The organism is Paraburkholderia sp. SIMBA_030, from assembly GCF_046535245.1.
Lineage (GTDB): Bacteria > Pseudomonadota > Gammaproteobacteria > Burkholderiales > Burkholderiaceae > Paraburkholderia.
In genome coordinates this window covers 1-264 of the sequence record NZ_JAWRXB010000775.1, presented here as the reverse complement: position 1 = coordinate 264, position 264 = coordinate 1, and the positions used below count along the sequence as shown (strand labels likewise).

Annotated in this window: 1 pseudogene; it reads left to right on the top strand. The window is 71.2% G+C overall.

Annotation, left to right across the window (positions count from 1 at the left end):
* Nucleotides 1-126, top strand: a pseudogene (locus tag SB772_RS42080) (cupin domain-containing protein); the annotation flags it as partial.
* Between the last annotated feature and the right edge of the window lie 138 nt (nucleotides 127-264).

Here is a 264-nt window from a genome sequence, read left to right as displayed (position 1 = left end):
GGCTGCACGGTCGCGCCCGGGTTCGAGTTCGCGGAATTCGAGCTCGCGGACGCGACCGCACTGGCCGCCGCGTTTCCCGAGTACGCGGAATACGTCGCGGGGCTCGCGCAGCGTCCTGACGCGTGAACGTGCCGGCTGCCGCAGACGACAGCCGTTCCGCGCGGTCCCGACCAAACCCGTTTAGAATGCAACGTGGTGCAGGATCGGCCGCGGACCTGCCGCGGCGGTCGCTGCCAGCCGTATCGACGGCCGCCTCCGTCGCAC